The organism is Streptococcus sp. 27098_8_113 (genome assembly GCF_041432545.1).
Taxonomy (GTDB): domain Bacteria; phylum Bacillota; class Bacilli; order Lactobacillales; family Streptococcaceae; genus Streptococcus.
The window spans coordinates 52,429-76,212 of the sequence record NZ_JAPVZU010000012.1 but is presented as its reverse complement, the minus strand read 5'-3'; the positions used below and the strand labels follow the sequence as shown (position 1 = coordinate 76,212).

The 23,784-nt window shown below is 41.0% G+C and carries 21 protein-coding genes; 6 read left to right on the top strand and 15 right to left on the bottom strand.

Features of this window, described 5'->3' with window-relative positions; genetic code table 11:
* Positions 1-46 precede the first annotated feature (46 nt).
* The gene (gene rpoE, locus O3644_RS07780; protein ID WP_015604416.1) at positions 47-637 is read right to left on the bottom strand and encodes a DNA-directed RNA polymerase subunit delta; all 591 of its coding nucleotides are present in this window, start codon (positions 635-637) and stop codon (positions 47-49) included.
* Positions 638-895: 258 nt separating this feature from the next.
* Between rpoE and O3644_RS07775 the strand changes: the two genes are divergently transcribed.
* Positions 896-1,861, top strand: coding sequence for an aromatic acid exporter family protein (locus O3644_RS07775; RefSeq protein ID WP_048765257.1), 966 nt, complete (start codon positions 896-898; stop codon positions 1,859-1,861).
* 79 nt (positions 1,862-1,940) lie between these two features.
* Here O3644_RS07775 and O3644_RS07770 read toward each other — a convergent pair whose 3' ends face one another.
* The 8 genes from O3644_RS07770 to O3644_RS07735 form a co-directional block, all read right to left on the bottom strand.
* Entirely contained in the window at positions 1,941-3,788 is a 1,848-nt protein-coding gene (locus O3644_RS07770; protein WP_048765259.1) for an APC family permease, read from the bottom strand.
* Positions 3,789-4,076: 288 nt separating this feature from the next.
* The gene (locus O3644_RS07765) at positions 4,077-4,469 is read right to left on the bottom strand and encodes a Mini-ribonuclease 3 (RefSeq protein ID WP_048765260.1); all 393 of its coding nucleotides are present in this window, start codon (positions 4,467-4,469) and stop codon (positions 4,077-4,079) included.
* Complete coding sequence (gene cysS / locus O3644_RS07760) at positions 4,462-5,805, bottom strand: cysteine--tRNA ligase (RefSeq protein ID WP_048765261.1); 1,344 nt, start codon at positions 5,803-5,805, stop codon at positions 4,462-4,464. Before cysS ends, O3644_RS07765 begins: the two co-directional genes overlap by 8 nt.
* 17 nt (positions 5,806-5,822) lie before the next feature.
* Positions 5,823-6,344, bottom strand: coding sequence for a dihydrofolate reductase family protein (locus tag O3644_RS07755; RefSeq protein ID WP_000301974.1), 522 nt, complete (start codon positions 6,342-6,344; stop codon positions 5,823-5,825).
* An 8-nt stretch (positions 6,345-6,352) separates the two neighbouring features.
* The gene (locus tag O3644_RS07750; RefSeq protein WP_048765281.1) at positions 6,353-7,117 is read right to left on the bottom strand and encodes a nucleoside phosphorylase; all 765 of its coding nucleotides are present in this window, start codon (positions 7,115-7,117) and stop codon (positions 6,353-6,355) included.
* Between the two features lie 124 nt (positions 7,118-7,241).
* Positions 7,242-7,859, bottom strand: a complete 618-nt coding sequence (gene cysE / locus O3644_RS07745) for a serine O-acetyltransferase (RefSeq protein WP_048765283.1) — start codon at positions 7,857-7,859, stop codon at positions 7,242-7,244.
* A gap of 88 nt (positions 7,860-7,947) precedes the next feature.
* The gene (gene pnp, locus O3644_RS07740; protein ID WP_371595407.1) at positions 7,948-10,146 is read right to left on the bottom strand and encodes a polyribonucleotide nucleotidyltransferase; all 2,199 of its coding nucleotides are present in this window, start codon (positions 10,144-10,146) and stop codon (positions 7,948-7,950) included.
* 1,091 nt (positions 10,147-11,237) lie between these two features.
* Complete coding sequence (locus tag O3644_RS07735) at positions 11,238-12,470, bottom strand: RNA-directed DNA polymerase (protein ID WP_048765288.1); 1,233 nt, start codon at positions 12,468-12,470, stop codon at positions 11,238-11,240.
* Between the two features lie 271 nt (positions 12,471-12,741).
* Between O3644_RS07735 and O3644_RS07730 the strand changes: the two genes are divergently transcribed.
* Complete coding sequence (locus O3644_RS07730) at positions 12,742-14,829, top strand: RNA-directed DNA polymerase (protein WP_048765290.1); 2,088 nt, start codon at positions 12,742-12,744, stop codon at positions 14,827-14,829.
* Between the two features lie 401 nt (positions 14,830-15,230).
* Positions 15,231-17,027, top strand: coding sequence for an oligoendopeptidase F (gene pepF / locus O3644_RS07725; protein WP_048765292.1), 1,797 nt, complete (start codon positions 15,231-15,233; stop codon positions 17,025-17,027).
* A gap of 87 nt (positions 17,028-17,114) precedes the next feature.
* On the opposite strand, the gene O3644_RS07720 is transcribed toward pepF, so the two are convergent.
* Positions 17,115-17,459 (bottom strand): hypothetical protein, encoded by a 345-nt coding sequence (locus O3644_RS07720; protein ID WP_045497799.1) that lies wholly within the window; start codon positions 17,457-17,459, stop codon positions 17,115-17,117.
* A gap of 221 nt (positions 17,460-17,680) precedes the next feature.
* Here O3644_RS07720 and O3644_RS07715 point away from each other — a divergent pair, with 221 nt between their 5' ends.
* Positions 17,681-18,349 (top strand): MIP/aquaporin family protein, encoded by a 669-nt coding sequence (locus tag O3644_RS07715; protein ID WP_048765295.1) that lies wholly within the window; start codon positions 17,681-17,683, stop codon positions 18,347-18,349.
* Positions 18,350-18,438: 89 nt separating this feature from the next.
* Here O3644_RS07715 and trxA read toward each other — a convergent pair whose 3' ends face one another.
* Positions 18,439-18,753: a thioredoxin gene (gene trxA, locus O3644_RS07710; protein ID WP_001029581.1), complete on the bottom strand. Its 315-nt coding sequence runs from the start codon at positions 18,751-18,753 to the stop codon at positions 18,439-18,441.
* A gap of 14 nt (positions 18,754-18,767) precedes the next feature.
* Positions 18,768-18,989: a DUF4649 family protein gene (locus O3644_RS07705; RefSeq protein WP_048765298.1), complete on the bottom strand. Its 222-nt coding sequence runs from the start codon at positions 18,987-18,989 to the stop codon at positions 18,768-18,770.
* Positions 18,990-19,226: 237 nt separating this feature from the next.
* On the opposite strand from O3644_RS07705, the gene hslO reads away from it, so the two are divergent.
* Both hslO and dusB read left to right on the top strand, forming a co-directional pair.
* Positions 19,227-20,099, top strand: a complete 873-nt coding sequence (gene hslO / locus O3644_RS07700; RefSeq protein WP_048765301.1) for an Hsp33 family molecular chaperone HslO — start codon at positions 19,227-19,229, stop codon at positions 20,097-20,099.
* On the top strand, positions 20,086-21,063 hold the full coding sequence (dusB, locus tag O3644_RS07695; RefSeq protein WP_045497813.1) for a tRNA dihydrouridine synthase DusB: 978 nt from the start codon (positions 20,086-20,088) through the stop codon (positions 21,061-21,063). Before hslO ends, dusB begins: the two co-directional genes overlap by 14 nt.
* Positions 21,064-21,117: 54 nt before the next feature.
* Here the strand turns inward: dusB and O3644_RS07690 are convergent, their stop codons facing one another.
* The 3 genes from O3644_RS07690 to pnuC form a co-directional block, all read right to left on the bottom strand.
* The gene (locus O3644_RS07690; protein WP_048765304.1) at positions 21,118-21,879 is read right to left on the bottom strand and encodes a hypothetical protein; all 762 of its coding nucleotides are present in this window, start codon (positions 21,877-21,879) and stop codon (positions 21,118-21,120) included.
* Positions 21,880-22,114: 235 nt separating this feature from the next.
* A complete protein-coding gene (locus tag O3644_RS07685) occupies positions 22,115-22,903 on the bottom strand; it encodes an NUDIX domain-containing protein (protein ID WP_371595406.1) in 789 nt (262 codons plus the stop codon).
* 57 nt (positions 22,904-22,960) lie between these two features.
* Positions 22,961-23,776, bottom strand: coding sequence for a nicotinamide riboside transporter PnuC (pnuC, locus tag O3644_RS07680; protein ID WP_371595405.1), 816 nt, complete (start codon positions 23,774-23,776; stop codon positions 22,961-22,963).
* Between the last annotated feature and the right edge of the window lie 8 nt (positions 23,777-23,784).

The following is a 23,784-nucleotide window of genomic DNA, read 5'->3' as shown; positions in this document are numbered from 1 at the left end:
TTAGAACGCAAAAACAACCGCTTTAAAAGCAGTTGTTTTTTGGATATTATTCTTCGTCTTCAACATCCTGATCATCGTCAGAATATTCATCATCTTCTTCATTTAACTCAACTTCTTCGCCGAGGTCATCTGGAGCTATTTCATTGATTTCAGCATCGTAGGCCTCAACCTCACTCTTTTCATCATCTGGATTGTCTTCATCGTATGAAAGAGCTGGATCCTCTTCATATGAGTCCTCATCTTCAGGATCATCATCGCTGTAATCAATTGCATCTTCGTCGCCGTCCATAAAGGCATTAACGCGTTTTTTCTTGCGTTTCTTAGGCTCGTCTTCCTCGTCCGTTTCTTCCAAAGCGATGATTTCTTCATCGACTTCGTCAATGGCATACCAAGAACGAAGACCCCATTTATTGTCACCAAGTGGAATGAAACTGCCATCTACATTCAGTTCTGTATAAAATAGAGGCAGCGCTTCTCGGATCTCGCTATTTGATTTTTCTAGATAATTTTGAATTTCATTGACAAGCTCATCGAAATACATTTCATGGTCACGCCCGCGCAATTCTAAGATGGCACGTGCTACCTCAATCATCGAAAGCTCACTTTTTTCTTGTCCTGCAAATACTTCTAATTCCAAAGTTATTCTCCTTAAGATTACACAGGCATTTAGCCAGGCATTTTTTCGCTACTTTCTATTGTACGATAAATTTGCCGTCTAGTCAAAAAAATTTCACCTAGACCATCCGACTTTTCAACTCCAGCCTTCCTACTATGTTTTTTAACATCTATAAAACAGCTCCTTCCTGTAATTTATAAACATTGACATATTTATCCTCACAAGTCTTCGACTAATCATGGTATAATAGAAAAAACTTTGTTTAATAGAAAGAAGCTTATGCCTCTCCTCCAACGTACCATCAAACTAGCTCTTGCAACATGTCTTGCTGCGGCTCTAGCTGCTTTTTTAGGTTTAAGCAATGCTATATCAGCCGGTATTATTGCTATTCTCAGCGTTTCCGACACCCGCAGAAGCACTATCAAACTAGCCCGTAACCGCCTCTTATCTACTATTTTAGCACTAGCCATCGGGAGCTTATCTTTCATCCTTCTAGGATTTAACCTTTGGAGCTTAGGGATTTATATCCTGCTCTACGTTCCCTTAGCTTATCTCTTTGGCTGGGAAATAGGCATCACCCCCAGCACAGTTTTGGTCACTCATGTACTGCTGGCCCATTCTGTTTCTTGGCCTCTTTTGGCTAATGAAATGGCTGTCTTCCTCATCGGAACGGGATTCGCTCTTCTAGCTAATTTATATATGGCTTCAAACCAGCAAGATATTGATAACTATCATATTCAAGTTGAAGAGCAACTGAAGAAAATTCTACTGCGTTTTGAATATTTCTTAAAAGCTGGAGACGGTCGAAATGATGCAACTCTAATCAAGGAACTGGATACTATCCTTCAAGAAGCCTTAGCACTGGTCTATCTGGACCATTCCAACCACCTCTTTCATCAGACCAACTACCATATTCATTATTTTGAAATGCGCCAGGCGCAGAATCGCATTTTAGAAGACATGGCAGGTAACATCAACAACTGCCATTTGGCAGCTAGTGAGAGCTTAATTTTAGCCCGTTTGTTTTTCAAGACAGCCCAGCAACTTAGTCAAGAAAATCCCGCTCACGAACTAGTTGAAGAAATCGAAGCCTGCTTAGCTGTTTTTCGCGAACGCCCGCTCCCTAAGACTCGGCAAGAATTTGAAACCCGAGCCACTCTCCTACAACTTTTACGAGACTTGGAGACTTTTATTAAGATCAAAGTAGAATTTTATCAGAATTACCAAAAAGTACAGACAAATTAGCTCTGTGCCATTTCCAACAAATAATAAAAGGAGTTGAAAAATCTTCAACTCCTTTTTCTCATTAAGCGAAGGCAATCGCTCATTCTTTTAAGTGATAAGAATAACTTGCGACCACAACATCCTCATACCATTTCAAATAGTATTTTAATTTTAAACTCATCTGGTTATGCAGAATATTCTGCCACCTCTTTTTAGGTATAAACTGAGGTACTAGGACTGTCACTGTTCTTCCTTCTTTTTTTGCTCGCTTGGCCACTTTAATCACATACTGAACTGTCGGACTGATGATATTGCGATAGCTAGTTGTGACTGTCTCGAAGCGAATATCTGGGAAGTAGTCAGCAAATTCCTCGGCGACTTCAGCATCTTTTTCAGCAGTTTCTGCTGTTGAAACGTGCATTGCTACGACTTCATCTCCGATACTGCGAGCATAGCTCATCGCTCCTACACTGACTCTGGTAACATTCCCGACCAGGACAATTACTGTATTACCAGTGTAGTTCTGACGCTCAATGTGGTCATGCAATCTCAACTGTTTAGCAACTCTATTATAATGCTGCTTGATAGATAAGAACAGCCAAGTCAAGACGATGATAATAGGAAAGAAAGGCCAAATATCTTGAAGACGGAACAAGAGCAAGATAAGGACAATCCCATAACAAATGATCGCACCAAGGATATTCGCAATCGAATGCTTCAAGAAATTATTTCCATATTTTTTCTTCCAATGGACAACCATACCGGTCTGGGAGAGAGCAAAGGGTACGAATACACCAATCGTGTACAGGGGAATCAAGCGTTCTGTATTTCCCTTAAAGATGAACAAAAGAGCAATGGCACCAAAAGCCAGAGTGAAAATCCCATTAGAATAGCTCAGCCGATCTCCTTTTTCCATGTACATATGAGGCATGTATTTATTCTTAGCCATATTGTAGGAAAGCATCGGAAAGGCTGAGAAACCTGTATTGGCTGCCACTGCTAAGATCAAAGCAGTTGACAATTGGAAAACATAGAACAAGATACGACCAAGTGGAGAAGCCCCCAAAATCGCTTGCGCCATCTGGGCCAAGGTCGTCACACCTTTGACAGGCACGATGCCAATCCAATAATTCAAGAAGGTAATGCCCGCAAACATGATTCCTAGGATTAAGGCCATAATCGATAGGGTAGCTGCGGCATTATGAGCTTTGGGTTTCTTGAAAAAAGGGACCGAATTGGAAATAGCTTCCACTCCTGTCAAGGAAGCAGAGCCGCTGGTGAAGGCACGAAGCAGCAAGATCAAACTGACTCCAGCAATCGGACTACCAATCCGCGCAGTTGCGTGATAGTCTAAATTTCCTGTCAGGATTTGCACAAAACCAAAACCAATCAACAATAAGGTGCTGACAATAAAAAGATAGACAGGAATCATCAAGGAAGTGGCCGATTCTTTTAATCCTCGAAGATTCATTAGCATCAGCAAGAGAACTAAGAAAATGGAAATATGTAAATTGTAAGGGTGTAAGACGGGAATCGCAGAGGTAATTGCGTCCGCTCCCGAAGCGACCGAAACAGCTACTGTCAACATGTAATCTACCAGTAAGCTTCCGCCAGCAATCAAACCTGCCGTTGGAGATAGATTTTCTGTCGTCACCATATAAGCTCCTCCTCCTTGAGGATAAGCATGAATGACCTGACGATAGGAAATCGTCAAACTCGCTAATAGAATCAAGACGACAATTCCTATGGGAAGCGACCACCAAATGGCACCAACAGAAACAGAAGTCAAGACCAAAACAACCTGCTCTGGTCCATAAGCAATCGAAGATAAAGCGTCACTGGAGAGCATGGCTAAAGCTTGCATCTTAGTCAATAAATGGCCATCTTCGCCCTCTTTTCCAGATTTTAATGGGCGTCCAATAAAAAAGCCTTTTAGCTTGGAAAACATAAGTTCCTCCTTTAAAACATGAGCCATTCTACTCTTTTTTAGAAAACATGTCAATACTTTTCTGAAAATAAATTTCAACCTCCTACTTTTTATCCAATAATACATTTAAAGTTTCAAACTCAATCTTCTATAAAATTTTCCAGTTTTTCTGTAGACAACATGCTTGTTTATATGGGAGTGTCAAAAAACGAGCTTTATGTAAAACTCGTCTTTGATATATAAATTTCTTAAATCCTAGTGGTTGTTAGTAAAAGAATTCTATCTCAGAATAAATAAGATAGCAGCGAATCAGGACGAAGCCTCTATTTTCCGAATACACCAGTCAATCAGCTCTTCCAGTCGCTCAATGGCTTCGGTCATATGCAGGTAGCCCATGACTGCCTCAAAGCCGGTAGACATACGGTAGGTGACGATGTCCGTATTCTTAGCCTTGGTGTGGCTGTTGGCATTGCGGCCACGCTTGTAGATATCCTCTTCCTTCTCCGTCAGAATCCCTTCTTCTATCATGAGAGAGATGAGATTAGCCTGAGCCTTGGCAGAAACATACTTAGTCGCTTCCCTGTGCAGCTGATTGGGCTTGGTCAGACCCTGAAAAATCAGGTGCCGCCGGATATACATGGAGTAGACAGCATCCCCCTCGAAAGCGAGGGCAATGCCGTTAATCAGGTTGACATCAGTCACGTGTCCACCTCACTCCGTCCTTAGTATCCAAAAGCTTGATGCCTTGAGCGGCCAATTCATCCCGAATACGGTCTGCAGTCGCAAAGTCCCGATTAGCCCGCGCTGCCTGGCGTTCCTCAATCAAGCGCTCAATGTCCGCATCCAGGACTTCTTCTACAAAGACGATACCAAAAACTTCTAAGATCTTGGCAAAGGCTGCCTTAACTTCAGCGGTGTAATTGCCAGAGTTGATCCACTTGGCTAACTCGAAGACAACCGTGATACCGTTGGCCGCATTAAAATCTTCGTCCATGGCAGCAGTGAATTTGTCCAGAAAGGCTTGAAGCTGAGCAGAGTCTGCCTGACCCATGAAAGGCTGCTCATAGGTATTCTTCAAATACTTGAGATTGGTCGCTGCATCATGAACAGCTTTTTCCGTGAAATTAATGGGCTTGCGATAATGCTGGGTAGCAAAGAAGAAACGCAGCACCTGTCCATCAATGGTCTTGAGGGCATCATGAACAGTGATAAAGTTGCCTAGAGATTTGGACATCTTGACGTCATCGATGTTGACAAAGCCATTATGCATCCAGTAGTTGGCAAAAGTCTGACCAGTCTTGGCCTCTGACTGGGCGATTTCATTGGTATGATGAGGAAACTCTAAGTCTGCTCCTCCACCGTGGATATCAATGGTATCGCCCAAAATCCCCGTCGACATGACCGAACACTCGATGTGCCAGCCCGGACGACCTGCTCCCCAAGGACTGTCCCAGGAAATCTCACCCGGCTTAGCCGCCTTCCAGAGAGCAAAGTCTACTGGATTTTCCTTGCGGGCGGTCTCCTCATCTGTCCGACCAGAAGCACCCAACTCCAAGTCTGCCAAGGTTTTGTTGGCTAATTTGGCATAATTGTGAGACTTTTCGACACGGAAGTAGACATCGCCCTCTGACTCATAAGCGTAACCCTTGTCGATCAAGTCCTCCACAAAACGGATGATGTCAGCCATAAACTCCACCACCCGCGGATGGCGGGTCGCAGGCTTGACACCCAAAGCCGTCACATCCTCACGAAAGGCAGCGATATACTTGTCAGCCACCTCTTGAGGCGTAATGCCTTCTTCCTTGGCCCGATTGATAATCTTATCATCTACATCTGTAAAATTGGAAATATAATTGACCTCAAATCCCCGATACTCAAAATAGCGACGAACTGTGTCAAAAGCTACTGTTGAGCGGGCATTGCCGACATGGATATAGTTATAAACCGTCGGACCGCAGACATACATGCGAACCTTGCCCTCTTCAATGGGCACAAATTCACGTAGGCTGCGGGTCATGGTGTCGTAAATTTTAATCATGCGGTCCACTACCTTCTCTATTTCTGACTTTTTCGGCTGAAAACCAGCTCTGCAAAAGGGCCAAATTGTCTGAGGCTATCCAGTTGGTAAAAGCGCTGCCCTTCCTCTTGGGTAAAGAGGGGTACCCCCTTTCCTAGGATAAGGGGCGCTATCTGAATAATGAGGTGGTCGAAAAGATCCGCATCCAAGAGCGGTCCTACCAAGGAATTACCACCAATCACAAAGACATTTTTGCCTTTGTCAATCTGGTGAACAAAGTCCACCACATCCCCAGCTACTGGCTGGTAATTGCTGACAGGCAGGTGCCTATCATGCGTAAAGACATAATTTTCCGTAGCTTGATAAAAACTTTCTACATCTTGCAAATCTTGGATTTCCTCAAAGGTCCGCTTGCCCATGATGGTGATATCCATTTGCCTGTAAAAGTCATCATAGCCTGTATCCTCTACAGAACCAAGCTGATGCAGCCAGTCTATCCTATGCTGGCTGTCTGCCAAGTAGCCATCCATGGTGATACAGCCGTAAAAATATACTGCCATTCTTGTAGTTACCTTTCTAGTTCCTTTGCTATTGTCAAAGCGATAGTGAAAAAAGTCATGGCATCAGCTGTCCGCTCTTCATGGCGGGCATCCCAGGTTCGGTTATGATGATCCACATAGTCAGCTGTGTAGAAGAACTGATAGACCTTGGTCTTGCGAAATTGACTCCAAGCCATGATAGCTGAAGCTTCCATGTCCACCACTTGAGCTCCAGCGGCCAAGCGACGCTTGACCTTATCAGGTGTTTCTCGATAAAAGGCATCAGTCGTCCAAGACTTGGTGCGGATATGCTCAATATTGTGCTTGTCAAAGATGGCTTCTAGCTTAACTAATAGAGACTCGTCATAGGCAACTTCGTCACCCGGTGGGGCATAGTGATAGCTAGTTCCTTCATCTCGCAAAGCCTCAGCCGGCAAGATAATCTTATCCGCATCAATTGAGCGATCCAAAACGCCACAGGAACCTAGAATGATGAAATTCGTGAAGCCTCTGGCCGCCAACTCCTCCAGTTGGCCAACTATCATAGGAGCTCCAATCGGAGCCAACATAACTGCTAGCTTACTAGGACCTTGACCGTACATATACCACGGATGCTGTCCATTTATACTTTTTAAATAGCCTCCCTGATAGACATCTTCTGACTCAATCAATCGTTTCAGGATTTCGCCATCAAAGGACAGGATAATGGTTTCGCATACCTCACCCTTATCATGGACTGGCTTTTCAGTTGGCTCAATGACTGCTGCTACATCTTCAAATTCCTCTAATAGCATTACTTCTCTTTCTTTAGGACTTCAGCAAAGCCTCTTTCATCTTTTCTATTGAGTTACAGTTGCCAAATTACTCCTTAGCAAGACCCCCTAAAGTATCTTGTTAGCTGTCCAAAATTGGCCTTTCTTAGAGCTCCGACGAATGGTGGCTGGCTTCGCGGGCATGCTCCAGCTTATCCAAATAATATTCTCGCTGTTCTTCCACCTCGTGGATGGTTGGCTCATCTTTCTGACCATGAACACGCACGATCTTAGCCGGGATTCCAACTACAGTTACATCACTAGGCACATCGGCCACAACAACTGCTCCAGCTCCAACTTTGGCATTTTCACCAATTTCAACTGGGCCAATGACTTGAGCATGAGCAGAGACCAAGGCACCCCGACGCACAGTCGGATGTCGTTTCCCTGTATCCTTACCAGTTCCGCCTAAGGTCACGCCATGATACAGAAGCGCACCCTTTTCCACGATGGCCGTTTCACCGATAACCAATCCACCACCATGGTCAATGAAAACACCTGACTCAATCTGAGCACCTGGATGAATCTCAATCTGAGTCCAAAAGCGCCAAAATTGGCTGTGCATGCGTGCCAGTAGCTTAAAGCCTTTCTTCCAGAGGAAATGAGAAAGACGGTGGGCTGCTAAGGCCTTGACACCTGGATAAGTCAAGATGACTTCCAGTGAAGTACGAGCAGCCGGATCATTTTCTTTTACAATCTCAATGGCTTCTTTCCACCAGCCCATCTTCTTCTCCTTTCATTAGGTAAAATAAGGGAGCAGGCCCTACACAAAGAAATTTGTAAGGCAATCGAGCCTGATCACTCCCTTTTCATTATTCTTCCGATTTAGTTTTAGGGGCGTCTTCATGTTTCTTATGAAAATGCCCTTTTTCCTGATGTTTATCGTGGTCTCTCTTTGGCTTGTCTGGCTTAGGCGGACGTGGCAAGAGAGCTTTCATAGACGCATCTACGCGGCCTTTTTCGTCAATTTTAATGACCTTAACATCGACAAAATCACCAATTTGTACCAAATCTTCGACATTGTTGGTTCGAGTCCAAGCCATTTCAGAGATGTGAACGAGGGCATCGGTCTTGTCAAAGAGATTGACAAAGGCACCAAATTTCTCAATCCGAACAACCTTGGCATGGTAAACTTCATCCACTTTAGCTTCACGAACCAAACCAGCAATGATTTCCTTAGCACGGTTAATAGCCGCTTGGTCGCTAGAGTAGATGGATACATTTCCTTCTTCGTCGATATCAATCTTAACGCCTGTTTCAGCGATAATCTTGTCGATCGTTTCCCCACCTTTACCGATGACAATTTTAATCTTGTCCACATCAATCTTGATGGTATCAATTTTCGGAGCAGTTGGAGCCAACTCAGGACGTGGAGCTGGAATAGTCGCTTCAATCAAGTCCAGAATTTCAAAGCGGGCTTTCTTAGCCTGAGCCAAAGCTTCTGTCAGGATCTCTGCTGTAATTCCTTCAATCTTGATATCCATCTGCAGGGCGGTAATCCCTTCACGAGTACCAGCTACCTTAAAGTCCATATCGCCAAAATGGTCTTCCAAACCTTGAATATCCGTCAGAACCGTGTAGTTGCTGCCATCTGAGATCAAACCCATGGCAATTCCGGCAACCGGTGCCTTAATCGGCACACCACCGGCCATCAGAGCCAAAGTACCCGCACAGATAGAAGCTTGGGAGGATGAACCGTTTGACTCCAAGACTTCTGCTACCAGACGAATAGCGTATGGGAAGTCTTCCAAGCTTGGCAAAACTTGCTCCAAGGCGCGTTCCCCAAGAGCACCGTGTCCAATTTCACGACGACCCGGCGCACCGTAACGACCTGTTTCCCCGACAGAATATTGCGGGAAGTTATAGTGGTGCATAAAGCGTTTCTTGTATTCCGGATCCAAACCATCGATAATTTGGGTTTCGCCCATTGGTGCCAATGTCAAAACAGAAAGAGCTTGGGTTTGCCCACGGGTAAAGAGGCCAGAACCGTGCACACGAGGAAGGAAGTCAACAACTGCATCCAAAGGACGGATTTCATCGACCTTACGACCGTCAGGACGAACTTTGTCTTCTGTAATCAAGCGGCGCACTTCAGCATGCTCCATTTGCTCCAAGATTTCAGCCACATCACGCATGATTCTGTCGAATTCTTCGTGGTCTGCATATTTTTCTTCGTAGACTGCTGTAACTTGGTCTTTGACAGCCTGAGTTGCTGCTTCACGAGCCAATTTTTCTTCTACTTGAACCGCTTTTTGGAGGTCACTGTTGTAGGCTGCGACAATCTCTGCCTGCAGCTCTTCATCAACATGCAGCAATTCTACTTCAGCTTTCTCCTTGCCGACCGCTGCAACAATTTCTTCTTGGAAAGCAATCAATTCTTTGACCGCTTCGTGCCCTTTAAGAAGAGCTTCCAGCATGATATCTTCAGAAAGTTCCTTAGCTCCAGATTCTACCATGTTGATAGCTTCTTTGGTACCAGCCACTGTCAATTCCAAAAGTGAAACTTCCTTTTGTTCCTTGCTAGGGTTGATAATGAATTCACCATCTACATAACCGACTTGAACTCCTGCGATAGGGCCATTAAAAGGAATATCTGAGATAGAAAGAGCCAAAGAGCTACCGAACATCGCTGCCATTTGAGGTGAAGCATCTTCGTCATAAGAAAGAACAGTATTGATAACCTGAACTTCATTGCGGAAGCCTTCCGCAAACATAGGACGAATCGGACGGTCAATTAAACGAGCCGTCAAAGTCGCATCTGTTGACGGACGACCTTCCCGTTTCATAAAGCCACCAGGGTATTTCCCAGCCGCATACATTTTTTCCTCATAGTTGACCTGCAATGGGAAAAAGTCACCCGTAGCCATCTTTTTGGACATGGTTGCCGCAGTTAAGACGGTACTTTCTCCATATCGAACAATGGCACTGCCATTTGCCTGCTTTGCAACCTGACCGGTTTCAACTACCAACTCACGGCCTGCAAAAACGGTTTTAAAAACTTGTTTTGTCATAAAGACTCCTTGCCGAGCACATGCTCAAATTTTTTCATACGCCTTGGCTACAAAGATCAAGATATTAGTACCGTCAAAAGCAAAGTAAAATAGGAAGCTGACAAAGTCTTCGATGAAGACAAGACCGTTTATCTTTTTTACACAGCTTTTAGGTCGTATTTAGTTCATCAAGATACACTTAAAGTGCTAAGGGACAGTTCGACTAGCTCTTTTAATTTGATTTGATGGTTTTAGTAGTTTATTATATCCTCATCTTTGTATCAAGCACGTATAGACCCTATTTTACCACAATTTCAATCAAAAGAAAAAGGCTTTGAGAGCCTTTTTAAATGAATATCTTGAATCTACTTATTTTTAGATTTTAGAGCCAGTTATAGTTCTCCACAAAGATTAAAGCTAATCAATTGTTTCTTGGCTAACAGGATAAAAACGCGTTTTTTGAGCACCGCCTGAATTATTCTTCTTATTTCACACCATATGAAGCGAGACAGACTGAAACTCCCAAAATAAAAAAGAGTCCTAATATGACCCCGGTTGCAGATTATTCAAATTTTGATTCATTCGCGTCATTGGCAGGTTTCATATTGATTTGCAAAAGATTCGTAATGTTTTCTTTATCAGTCGTAGCTTTTCATTTACTATCTACTTTAATAGCAAGGCAATGAGTACTAGTATCACCTATTTTGCATGCTTTATTTTTATATAAATATTTTAATTATAACTCAATAAAAAGTGAAAGGAATTTTAAAATGTTAAAAGACAATATAAAAAAGCCCGACTAGATGCAGGACTTACTCAATTAGAAGTTGCTGAAAATTAGGTGTAGCTCAAGCCCAATATGCTAGATAAGAGAATGGAGGAAGAATCCTAAAAGATGAAACAGTAGAAAAGCTAGCTGAAATTTTTGGCACATCTTTTGAAATTTTAAAGGGGCGCGATGACGGATTGGAAGAAATTGTTAGTTTATTGAAACAATATACTCTATCTAGTAAACAAAAGGAAGAAGTCAAGTGTTTAATTGAAGAATATGTTAAAAAAATAACTATATAGGAAAAGGGAAAGGAAACTGAGAGCCTAGGCTCTCAGTTAAATCAATGAATTCGTAATTTTTTCATAATCTGTATTTGTAGATTATATTTATACAAACTATCGTTACTTCTAGCAATTGACGGACAACCAATTTTCTGTGCAATTTCCTCTAATTTTATTATTGAATACTTAGTATAAGTCACTCTCTTATTGAGCAAAAGCAAAATATCATCGATTTCAGAAAATTGGTTAAGAATTATTCTTCCATTTACACTAGAATCAACAGTAATCAGACTAAATAGGCGTGCGGTTTGTTCCGAGGTGAAGTTATTTGAATATTTAGTTCTAAAATAATGAAATGTCTTCAATAAATCTTTTAATCTGTCTTCGGAATTAATAAACTTATAACTAAAACCAATTCCAAATTTTAACTTATGATCAGTACCTTTTTCCCCACTCGATGTTACACCATATATTAAATTTTTTATTCTATAATAAAGAATCCAAAAATCTTCATCGGTATGAGCAGAAGATTTATAATATTTAAAATATCTCGTAAGTCTATTTAATACTTTTTTGTCATACTTTTTTTTAGAAATGTCAATGTGTAACTTTTTATCAGATATATTAAAATTATATCCAAGATACTCAAAGTTTAGTGTATTAACAGAGGGTGTGTATTCATATATATCTGTTTTACTCTCATTAGCCGATAAATCAATTTGTTCCAATAAACTAAATAATAAATTTTTCTCACTATTTTTATCAATAGTCATACTTTTGGGATAACTTTTTATGATTAATATGTCATCTACATATCTAACATAAAAAATTGGAGAAAATTCTCGTCTTATAGCATCATCAAATTCTTCTAAATAAACTTCAGATAATGCATTAGAAAATGGCATTCCTAACGGAACACCAGAAATGTCACTATTAAAAATAAACTTTTTAATAATATCCATACTAGGGTCTTTTAACAAAGATGATTTAACTAATTTTTTATATAGTTTGTGTTTATTGATGGATGGAAAGAAGTTTTTAATATCTGATTTTATGACATAAAAATTCTGAGGTGTTGCAGTTAAATTTGACTGATTACAATAAATACTCCCCTGACTTAAAAATTGAATCAATGATTTGATAATAGCGTTTCTATTTGGGAGCACTAGGCTGAATTTATTTATAATTTCGGTATTTACATCCTTTAATTCTAAACGTAAATCCTCTTTTTTTAATTTATAAACCAGTCGCTTTCCTATGTTATTTTTTGAAAAAATCGAACTAAATTTCATGAAATATCCCTAAAATCGTAGGCACAGGAAGGATAATAAAATTCCCTATGGGCAAGATTTTAATACCCTTACCTAGATAGACACCATATACAACGTGAGGTACATAATACAATGTACGGTACATGACACCTTAAGCTAAAGCTTGAAATAATCTTTTTGTGTGTATGAGAACTCAATCTTGTATTAAACTAGTATTAAAATATTTAGTGTTCTCAAGCCTACACTTTATATGGTACAATATAAGGGACAAAAAATCAAGGATAATTAAATTATGAATAAACAATATCTTAAACAGGAATGGTTTTTAACTACAGAAATTCTCCCTTCTGAGGTACCAACCTTTTTCTCAAATTCACCATTAAAAAATAATTTAGAAAATTTGATGAATCTGGTTCCAACCAATAATAAAAAGTTTAACGAAAAATTCAATGGAAAATATACAATACCACTTCACTACGAAATCCCTAAAAATAATGGTAGTTATAGGACAATTTCGTTGATGCATCCTTCTTCACAGTTAAAGTTTTTATTTTATATTATGAAATATGAATATTTACTAATTAACTTTCTTCAAAAGTCTAAATTTAATGTTCGTAAAGTTCAAAAAGCAAACACTATAACATATTCAGAAAGCAAAGCTTTAGAAAAAGAACTGTTAAAAATAGAACAAGATTTTGGCATCGAAGGAAATAATTCTATTACAAATGAAGAATTGGACCCTTTCTTTAAAAAATATTTCACATATAATAAGCACCATAAATTATCTAGTATTCTAAATTCTCCTAGTTTTAATAGAGATAGTTTGCGATATAGATTTTTTTCTAAACTCGATATCCAAAACTTTTTTGGAAGTATATATACACACTCAATCACATGGGCAATTGTTGGAGATAAACATCTAGGTAAGGAATACTCTGATTGGTCGTTGAAGAATACTTTTGCTGCTCAATCTGACATAATTCAACAAAAAAGCAATGATAACGAAACTAATGGAATTATAATCGGACCAGAAATAAATAGAATAATTGCTGACATTATTTTAACACACTGTGATTTTAATATCGAGAAGAACTTAAATCAGCAAAATATTTACTTCAATAAACATTATAAAATTTATCGCTTCATTGATGATTACTACATTTTTTCCTCAACTTACGAAATACTCGAGATTATCGAGCAAGAAATTTCTAAGGAACTTTCTAATTTCAATTTAAAACTCAATCTTGATAAACATCAAATTAAGGAGCAGCCTTTCTCATTGGCTGATTCATCCATTATACAATTAAAGCAACTTCTTTATAGTTTCAATAACAGGAGAGAACTAAACCTTCTGAAATTGTCACAGAATCCGAATACTATTGAAAACATTGAAAAGTATAAACAATGTCTTAATAGAGACTCTGAGGATTATAAAATTTCAGTAGGCAAGATAATTCTTAAGGAGCATACTTGGAATCATCTATACGATACAATAAGAAATATAATTAGCAATACACATAGTTCTAAAAGGCGGGTCGTTCTATACTTTTTAAAGACTATCTCTTTAGAAATTTATGAACCAATTTTTATTAATCAAGAAATGACTAACTATAATAAAAACTTTTATGAATACCTTCGAACGATAAATACTGCTCTTGATCAGATAAATAATATCTATTCAATTCATCCTGATTCTGATACAACAAAGTCATACATTTATACTTTAATGAAATTCAGAGCTTCGATATTTAAATTAAGAACAACAATCAATAATAATGAAAACTTTATAACAAATGGTGAAAATTATTTATTAGATATTGAAAATAGGATATTTGAAAATATCTATCGAATATTGAAGAATAACTCAAATAGAATCAATAATATTTCTGATTTAATTGTATATCTGAAATTTTTTGATAAGAAGTTGAGTTCTCAGTTTTTATGTCAACTACTAGATGAAAATCCAGAAGATTACTATACACTTTGCGCTATTGGTTATTATATAATTGGATATGAAAGCAGATATAAGGTCGTTTTAAACTATTTGTCAAAATCGATAATAAATTTTGCCGAAAAATACCAAACGCATACGAAAAGTTTATTAGAAGATGCTAAATATTTTTATATTTTAAATGATTTTATTTACTATCCTGGATTTCAAGGACTAAAAAAAGGAGGACAATTTACCAGAGACATTTTAGAGGATTTGAAAGATGAAGAATTAAATAAACTAGAAAGAGATAGTACAAATTATTTAATTTTTAAAGAATTGATGAAACAATCATACTTTAACTGGAGTTTACAAGAACCCGATTTTAAAAAATTACAAATTAAAAAGAAAGCTACAGATAGAAAAAGTTATTCTTCTAATGATTACTAACATGATTTTCAGATTAAAAAGAAATATAAAAACTCTACGTTCTGATAGTGAGATTATATGCAGTTAATTGTTGAATAGGTATATCTTTGGTAGCTTTTTGGTAGCTAAATAGACAAAAAATATTATTTTTATCAAAGAGAATATAAAAAGAATGTTGATTTATCAGCATTCTTTTTAATTTCAAATCAATACTCGGAATTAGAGCGAGGGTTGAAAACAGAATTTTCGTATACCAAACTCCTTAATAATGCCAACTCCTAAAACATATGCTATTTTTGCGTTAAATTCAATTAGAATGCTCTTTTATCAGAATTATTTTATCTCACATCTATTCTAAGCAAGACATGTTAGGTGATTTTTTGCTATACTGAATATAGCTATTTAATCAAAAGGAGTAGACTATGGAACAAAAACATCGTTCTGAATTTCCGGAAAATGAACTCTGGGACCTAACGGCCCTTTACCAAGACCAAGAGGACTTCCTGCGGGCCATCGAAAAGGCCAGAGAGGACATCCAGAAATTCGTCCGTGATTACCAAGGCAAGCTTAGCACTTTCGAAGATTTTGAGCGGGCATTTGCTGAGTTAGAGCAGATTTATATCCAAATCAGCCACATCGGCAACTACGGATTTATGCCACAGACCACTGACTTTGGCGACGAGAGCTTTGCGCAGATTGCCCAAGCAGCCATGGAGTTTGAGACCGAGGCCAATGTCGCGCTCAGCTTCTTTGACGACGCCCTGGTCGGTGCAGATGAAGCTGTCTTAGAGAGATTAGGTCAAGAGCCCCATCTGACTTCAGCCATTCGCCAGGCTAAAATCAAAAAAGCCCACTATCTGGGAGCGGATGTCGAAAAAGCCTTGACCAATCTGGGAGAGGTCTTTTACAGTCCACAGGATATTTACACCAAGATGCGGGCTGGCGACTTTGCCATGGCTGACTTTGAAGTAGACGGCAAAGTTTACAAAAATAGCTTTGTCACCTATGAGAATTTTTACCAAAACCATGAAAATGCAGAAATTCGCGAAAAGTCTTTCCGCTCTTTCTCTGAAGGCCTTCGTAAGCACCAAAATGCCGCTGCAGCTGCCTATCTGGCTCAGGTCAAGTCTGAAAAACTGCTGGCTGACATGAAAGGCTATGACTCTGTCTTTGACTACTTACTAGCTGAGCAAGAAGTTGATCGCTCTATGTTTGACCGGCAGATCGACTTGATTATGAGTGAATTTGCCCCAGTAGCTCAAAAATACCTCAAGCATGTCGCTAAGGTAAACGGACTTGAAAAAATGACCTTTGCCGACTGGAAGCTGGACTTGGACAGCGAGCTCAATCCAGAAGTCAGTATTGATGACGCCTACGATCTCGTCATGAAGTCAGTCGAGCCACTCGGACAAGAGTATTGTCAAGAAGTTGCCCGCTATAAGGAAGAACGCTGGGTCGACTTTGCGGCCAATGCTGGAAAGGATTCTGGAGGCTATGCTGCTGATCCTTATCGGGTTCACCCTTATGTCCTCATGAGCTGGACTGGTCGCATGAGCGATGTCTATACTCTGATTCACGAAATTGGCCACTCTGGTCAGTTTATCTTCTCTGACAATCACCAAAGCTATTTCAACGCCCACATGTCCACCTACTATGTGGAAGCACCGTCTACCTTTAATGAACTCCTGCTCAGTGATTATCTGGAACGCCAGTTTGATAATCCTCGTCAGAAACGCTTCGCCCTGGCTCACCGTCTGACAGATACCTACTTCCACAACTTCATCACCCACTTGCTGGAAGCTGCCTTCCAACGCAAGGTCTATACTTTGATTGAAGAAGGCGGAACCTTCGGCGCAAGCAAACTCAACGCTATCATGAAAGAAGTCTTGACAGACTTCTGGGGCGATGCTGTTGAGATTGACGACGACGCTGCCCTGACTTGGATGCGCCAAGCCCATTACTACATGGGGTTGTACAGCTATACTTACTCCGCAGGCTTGGTCATCTCTACCGCCGGCTACCTACACCTGAAAAATGACGAAAATGGTGCCCGTGACTGGCTTGAACTGCTCAAATCTGGCGGCAGCAAAACTCCGCTCGAGTCAGCTATGATTATCGGAGCAGATATTTCGACAGACAAACCACTTCGCGACACCATTCAGTTCTTGTCTGACACAGTTGATCAGATTATTGCTTATAGCGAGGAGTTGGGGGAGTAAAAAAACAAGACTGAGACATTTTTGTCTCAGTCTGTTTTTACATGATTCAATAAATCTGTTCCTAAAATGAAATTTGAAGCTAAATTTTTAAAAAAGTTTGAAGAAATATAGATAAACCAAAATATAGATTGTAAAACAGACGCTAAATATAAGCCACCTTATCCAGAACTGTGACTTGCTATAATTTTTAGCTCGTAGGAGGCCAATAAAGAACCAGATAAGCCCCCAAAAAAACATTCCCAACAGTTGAGGAGCATAATATGAAATCAAAACCAAGCAAAAAAGGACAAAGCTTAATACAGCCATGATGCTTTTTTCCGTTATTTGCGACCTAGGAATCATCCAGCCCACAAAGAAACAGAAAATCGGCACCGCAATAAACGGAGTAAAAACCATCAAAATAAAGCCAAACTGCGATAATGACTCAAGCATAAACAGCGCCCTTTCTATACCTTGTAATTTACCTTCTTCCTATTATAACCTAAAAACTATATTTTCCAACAAAAAAACTGAGAGTTAGGGTATTTCCTCTATAATCGCCTATAATAAAAAAGGATATTCCAACCAAAATATATGTTCAGAGCACTTTTCTTGAATCCACCTGTTTGTTTTGATAGACTAATACATAGATTTTTTTAAAAAGGAGATAGAAAATGAAAAAATTTGTCGCTGAATTAATCGGTACTTTCATGCTTGTGTTCATCGGAACAGGAGCTGTTGTTTTTGGAAATGGTGTTGAAGGTCTTGGCCACCTAGGAATTGCTTTGGCATTTGGCTTGGCAATCGTGGTAGCAGCTTTCTCAATTGGAACTGTTTCAGGTGCTCACTTGAACCCAGCTGTTTCAATCGCTATGTTTGTAAACAAACGCTTGTCATCAAAAGACCTTGTCAACTACATCCTTGGACAAGTGGTTGGAGCTTTCCTTGCGTCAGCCGCAGTCTTCTTCCTCTTGGCAAACTCAGGCATGTCAACTGCTAGTCTTGGTGAAAATGCCTTGGCAAACGGTGTAACTGTCTTTGGCGGTTTCCTGTTTGAAGTCATCGCAACTTTCTTGTTTGTTTTAGTGATCATGACCGTGACTTCAGAAAGCAAGGGAAATGGTGCGATTGCTGGTTTGGTGATTGGTTTGTCATTGACAGCTATGATCCTTGTGGGATTGAACATCACTGGACTTTCAGTGAACCCAGCTCGTAGCTTAGCGCCTGCTGTCTTGGTAGGTGGCGCAGCCCTTCAACAAGTATGGATTTTCATCCTTGCCCCAATCGTAGGTGGTGTTCTTGCAGCTCTTGTTGCTAAAAACTGCCTTGGAACAGAAGAATAAGAAACGAAAAAGAGTCCTGTCCTCAGTTTGAGGAACAGGGCTTTTTCTATGAAAAAACACTCCCCGTTTCGAATGGGAGTGCTTTGCTTTTAACTCAATTCCGCAACAATCGCCTTGATTTGTTCTGCAGTGTGAACACCAGCGACTTGCTTGACCACTTGGCCATCCTTCTTAAAGAGAAGGGTTGGGATAGACATGATTCCAAAGGCACGAGCTGTGTTTGGATTTTCATCCACATCCATTTTGACGATTTTCAAGACATCTTCTGAAAGCTCTTCAGACAATTTATCCAAGATTGGACCTTGCATACGACATGGCCCACACCAAGTTGCCCAGAAGTCTACCAAGACCAAACCGTCTTTTGTTTCTTGTTCAAATGTTGCATCTGTAATTGCTTTTGCCATTGTAGTTCTCCTTTTTAGTTATATTGGCTCAAATCCTGTTTCATCAGGAAAAAGTAAACATCTCCATAAGTCCCATGGTAGCCCAAATCATGACCATTATAAACTAACTTTTTAACTGGATGATAATCCGCCACCCCGATCAGGCAGGCTTGCTGGGATAGTTCAAACTCCTCATAAGACTCGAAAGTTATCTTCCGTTCTGACTTAGCTGCATCTAGATAGGTAATTTCAATCATAAGCTCTCCTTTTTGATTCCATTCGTAATTTATGTTTTAATTGTAACTAATTGTGTTACATTTGTCAAATCAAACGCATCCGACACTGCTAGATCATAGATGGATGCCTTTGAATCCTGATTGATCAATCTTCTCCTTTTTGTTTAACTTGATTCTAGCACAATGTAAAGAAGAAATCTTTGACGAAACAAGCACAAAGGCTACGTTTGTTTTTATTTTTATGTTAAAATAAAAGGTATGGACAAAATTATTAAAACTATCTCAGAAAACGGTTCTTTCCGCGCTTATGTGCTGGATAGCACAGAGACGGTTCGGACCGCTCAAGAAAAACATCAAACTCAAGCAAGCTCTACCGTGGCACTGGGGCGCACACTGATTGCCAGTCAAATTTTGGCGGCTAATGAAAAGGGCCAGACCAAGATCACCGTCAAGGTTCTTGGTACTAGCTCGCTAGGCGCCATCATCACCGTGGCGGATACTGAGGGCAATGTCAAGGGCTATGTGCAAAATCCCGGTGTCGATATTAAAAAGACAGCCACTGGCGAAGTTCTGGTCGGCCCTTTTGTCGGCTCTGGTCAATTTTTGGTTATCACGGACTACGGCACTGGCAATCCCTACAATTCTATGACGCCACTCATCTCTGGTGAAATCGGTGAAGACCTAGCCTTCTACCTGACCGAAAGTCAGCAAACTCCTTCTGCCGTTGGTCTCAACGTTCTCTTGGATGAGCATGATAAAGTTAAGGTTGCTGGTGGTTTCTTGGTACAAGTTCTGCCTGGTGCCAAAGAAGCTGATATTGCTCGCTTTGAGAAGCGGATCCAAGAAATGCCTGCTATCTCTAAGCTGTTAGAATCCGATGATCACATTGAAGCTCTGCTGGCTGCCATCTATGGAGATGAGCCCTACAAACGCCTGTCTGAAGAAGAAATTCGCTTCCAGTGCGACTGCAGCAAAGAGCGCTTCATGAATGCCTTGGCTACACTTCCAAAGGCTGACTTAGAAGAGATGCGTGACCAAGACCACGGAGCTGAAATCATCTGTCAATTCTGCCAGACAGCCTATCACTTTGACCAAAATGACTTGGAGGAACTGATTCGTGACAAATCTTAATACCCCTTTTATGATTGGAAATGTTGAAATTCCCAACCGCACAGTTCTAGCGCCTATGGCCGGTGTAACCAACTCTGCTTTCCGGACCATTGCCAAAGAGCTGGGAGCAGGCCTGGTCGTGATGGAAATGGTCTCTGACAAGGGCATCCAATACAACAACGAAAAAACCCTTCACATGCTTCACATCGATGAAGGCGAAAATCCCGTTTCTATCCAGCTTTTCGGTAGTGATGAAGACAGCTTAGCCCGCGCAGCGGAATTTATCCAAGAAAACACCAAGACGGATATCGTCGATATCAACATGGGCTGCCCTGTTAACAAAATCGTCAAAAACGAAGCTGGTGCTATGTGGCTCAAGGATCCTGAGAAAATCTATAAAATTATCAACAAGGTCCAGTCCGTTCTAGATATTCCTCTGACAGTCAAGATGCGAACAGGTTGGTCCGACAGCTCACTGGCTGTAGAAAATGCTCTGGCAGCCGAAGCGGCTGGTGTTTCAGCCTTGGCCATGCACGGTCGCACCCGTGAGCAAATGTACACAGGGCATGCTGACCTCGAGACCTTGCACGACGTAGCTCAAGCCTTGACCAAGATTCCTTTCATCGCCAACGGTGATATCCGCAGCGTGCAGGAAGCCAAGCAACGTATCGAAGAGGTCGGTGCTGATGCTGTCATGATTGGCCGTGCAGCTATGGGAAATCCCTACCTCTTCAACCAAATCAACCACTATTTTGAAACGGGTGAAATCCTGCCAGACTTGACCTTTGAAGACAAGATGAAGATTGCTTATGAACATCTCAAACGCTTGATTAACCTCAAAGGAGAAAACGTAGCCGTTCGTGAATTCCGCGGACTCGCTCCTCACTACCTTCGTGGAACATCTGGTGCAGCTAAACTTCGCGGTGCCATTTCACAAGCTAGCACCCTGGCAGAGATTGAAGAACTCTTGCAACTCCAACATTAAAGCAATAAAAAAGGAAGCATTTACAAAGGTGCCTCCTTTTTTATTTCTTTTTTCTTATTTGATTAATTGAACACTAGCTACTTTACCGTCAGCGCCAGTAGTGATTTGGATGCCCAATTTAGGAGCAGACGGTTCAGCAGAACCCAGTTGAGCTGTATAGCGACCATCATCCAAAGTATAGGCATATGAAGCAATATGGTAAGTATTGACAGTTCCATTCGCTGACTTGACGCTAAATTGTCCGCCTGCTGAAACAGTCACTGTACTACCTCCTGCATCTGTCCAATTACCTGCAGCTGCAGAGAAATCTCCATCCACCATATTCAAAACGCCTTTATAGCGAGCATTTGTTTCTGCCTGCTTGTTTTGAAGCTGACGATCAGTGGCTGGATTTTGAGCTGGTTGACTCGGTTGGGCTGGCTGAGTCGCTTTATTTGGTTTAGTTGGTTGAGTCGGCGTAGCTTGTTGACTAGGAGCTTGTTGAGATTGGCTTGGTTGAGCCTGTGTATTTTGTTGAGATTGAACTTGCTGATCCACCCCTTGTTGTGTTTGGTTTTGTGAAGGTTGAACAGATTCCACAGCTTTCTGTACTTGTTCTGCTTGCCCTACTGTTTTATTTGAAGAAGTATTGCTGCTGGCTTTTGGAGCGCTACTAGTTTTGCTAGATGAAGCAACTTTAGAGCTAGAAGAAGTCTGTACTGTCTTATTAGCACTTGCGCTAGTCTTGGTTTCTTCTTTGTGACCACAAGCCCCTAAAAGCAAGCTAGAAGCTAGAACAGTAGCGGCCATCAATTTTGTATAAGTCTTAGTTTTCATTTTTTCTTCTCCTTTGTAACATTCGGAAATCTTTTTGTAATATTATTGTAACACTTGCAATAAAGTATGTCAACTAGATAAATGGAATTTTTCAAAAATTTTTGAAGCAAATAGCATCCGGAACTTAGGCCTCCTCTCTTCTTCAGCAGATATGTCGCTACTTTTATATTCGTAATAAAAATAAAAAAAGCAGAACATTTTTGTCCTGCAAGTAAACTATATCATCAATTTTCTTTTAATCCGATTTTTCTGTCTTCAGTTTATAAACTTTTCTTGGTTTCTTCTTTGGCACGCGCTTGACACCGGCCTCTTCCAAATATTCTCCAAATTTTACGAGAAAATTATTGCTGACGATGGGGCGTCTAGGCGTGATGAGATTGACCAACTCAGTCCCTTCATAAACAGTAAACGGCGATTCTAGCAAATGAAGAAAAGTTGGATTCCAGTCCAGTCGCCCCTGAATCCGCTTGATAGACTCCAGCAGGATTTGGTAGTGGTCAAAGGCAAAGTCCTCTGCTGTCAGAAGACGCTCGCCATCCCTAAAGCTCTTTGTCTTAAAATCCACATCAAGAAAAGTGACTTCCTTGGCATCATCGCCAGCCTTGACTTGGTTAATAGCGATTGCCGGCAGATAGACCAAATGGGCAATGGTAATGACCCAACCACGCGGATCGCGTCCTGGAGTGGAGACCGTCATCAGCTGCTCCACCTTTTCTAGCGGTATCTCGAGGTCTACTTCTTCCTTGACCTCGCGAATGCAGGCTTGATAGGCATCCTCATTTTTGTCCACAAAGCCTCCAACCAAGGCATATTTATTCTGATAAGGATGGGCCTTGCGCTTGATAACCAAGAGTTTCAACTGGCCTTCTACGAAGCAGTAGGCCACCATATCCGCTGTTACGCTGGGCGTCTCATACTTAGGCAAATCCTGTGTCTTGTACCATGCCAAAAAGGCGGACTCATCTGCCATTGTTTCGTAATACTCTTTTTCCGACATTCCCGCTGGGATATCCTGTTTGGTCATGAATATTTCTTCCTTTCCTAAGCTATCATTTCGATCAAAAATCCTCCAAATCTTGCTCTAAGCTTTCTTCACTGCCTTGGTCCACTGATACCAGCCGACGATACTATTGAGGGTATAAACCCAGTACATGGCCTGGATATGAAGGTTGCTGCCCCACCAGAGGTAGATACTGAAGAGATTGGTCGCAATCCAGAAAATCCACTGCTCGCGGTAGAGACCCGTCATAAGAAGCTGACCGATACCATTGGTCGCATCTGTCACACTATCGCGGAAAGGCCGGTGACTGTGAATGCTCTTATAAGCAAAGCCCATACCAATCCAAATCAGAGCAGTCAAGGCCAAATATTTAAGCCAGCCACGCCAGTCTAACTTCTTAGCCTCAAAATGAGAGGGCTCTGCCTTATCTTGCTCATTGACCCGATTGGACAGCCAAGTGTAAAGGCCGATTGGCTGCATGATAAAGAAGTAGATTGTTGTCAGCACTTCTCCATAAAAGCTAGCCTGGAAGGACAAGATGAGATAAATGGCCGAATTAACAGCCCCAAAGAGGTAATTGCTGGCCCGCCCCTCAGCTACTAGGATGACGCAGACGATGCCTGTCCAGGAAGCAAAGAGTCCCAGCCAGTCATGTTGTTCCTGCCCACTGGTAAACTCCAGAATGAAGGGCAGACTAGAAAGAGCAATCAAGTATAGCCATTGAGTCAAGCTGCGCCCGCCAAATAAATCCTGCCAGAGCAATTTGGCGATACCGCTAAAGCCCTGTTCTTTTGCTGCTGCACAGACATTCTGGAAATTCCGAGCAAAGGTTTGAGATTTTTGTTTTAGTCCTGCGTAGAGAGCTGCAGGAGAGAGTTTTTGATTTTTTACTACCATTCTATTTT